Origin of the sequence: Microvirgula sp. AG722, assembly GCF_003269145.1 — a bacterium.
GTDB classification, from domain to species: Bacteria; Pseudomonadota; Gammaproteobacteria; order Burkholderiales; family Aquaspirillaceae; genus Microvirgula; species Microvirgula aerodenitrificans.
The window spans coordinates 1-1,023 of sequence record NZ_QLTJ01000050.1; the positions used below are offsets into that span (position 1 = coordinate 1).

A 1,023-nucleotide genomic window follows, 5' to 3' on the forward strand; every position below is an offset into this window, starting at 1 on the left:
CAAGGAGAAATACATGCCAATTGATAGTGTGGTCGACCTGTCCCGGCTGCAGTTTGCCGCGACGGCGATGTACCATTTTCTGTTCGTGCCACTGACGCTGGGCATGGTCTGGATGCTGGTCATCATGGAGTCCGTCCATGTGATGACCGGCCAGGTGGTCTATCGCGACATGACGCGTTTCTGGGGCAAGCTGTTCGGCATCAACTTTGCACTGGGCGTCACGACCGGCATCACGCTGGAATTCCAGTTCGGGACCAACTGGGCCTACTACTCGCACTACGTCGGTGACATTTTCGGCGCACCGCTGGCAATCGAGGGCCTGATGGCCTTCTTCCTCGAATCGACCTTTATTGGTCTGTTCTTCTTTGGCTGGGACCGGCTGTCGCGCAAGCAGCACCTGCTGGTGACCATTCTGATGGCGGTGGGGACCAATCTGTCCGCGCTGTGGATCCTGATCGCCAACGGCTGGATGCAGAACCCGGTCGGCGCCGAGTTCAGTTATGAAACCATGCGCATGGAAATGACCGATTTCTGGGCCGTGGTATTCAACCCGGATGCCCAGGCCAAGTTCGTCCATACCGTGTCTGCCGGCTATGTGACCGGCGCCATGTTCGTGCTGTCGATATCGAGCTGGTACCTGCTGCGCAAGCGCGACGTCGAATTCGCCAGGAAGAGCTTTCGCATTGCCGCCGCGTTCGGCTTCGCCTCGGTGTGCTCGGTGATCGTGCTGGGTGACGAGTCCGGCTATACCGTCGGCGAGGCGCAGCAGACCAAGCTGGCGGCGATGGAGGCCATGTGGCACACCGAACCGGCGCCGGCGTCGTTCAATCTGATTGCCTGGCCGAACCAGGCCGAGATGAAGAATGACTGGGCAATCGAGATTCCCTGGGTGATGGGGCTGATCGGCACCCGCTCGGTCGACCGGGAGATCCCGGGCATCCACGAGATCGTCGCCCGGAACCGGCAGCGCATCGACTCCGGCATCGTGGCCGTCAAGGCGCTGGAAACCCTGCGCGCCGACCG

1 protein-coding gene is annotated in these 1,023 nt (G+C 61.0%); it reads left to right on the forward strand.

Annotated elements, in window-relative coordinates; translation table 11 throughout:
• Positions 1-13: 13 nt before the first annotated feature.
• Positions 14-1,023 (forward strand): cytochrome ubiquinol oxidase subunit I (locus DFO50_RS18750; protein WP_112693023.1); only part of this gene is annotated, 1,010 nt, incomplete at its 3' end.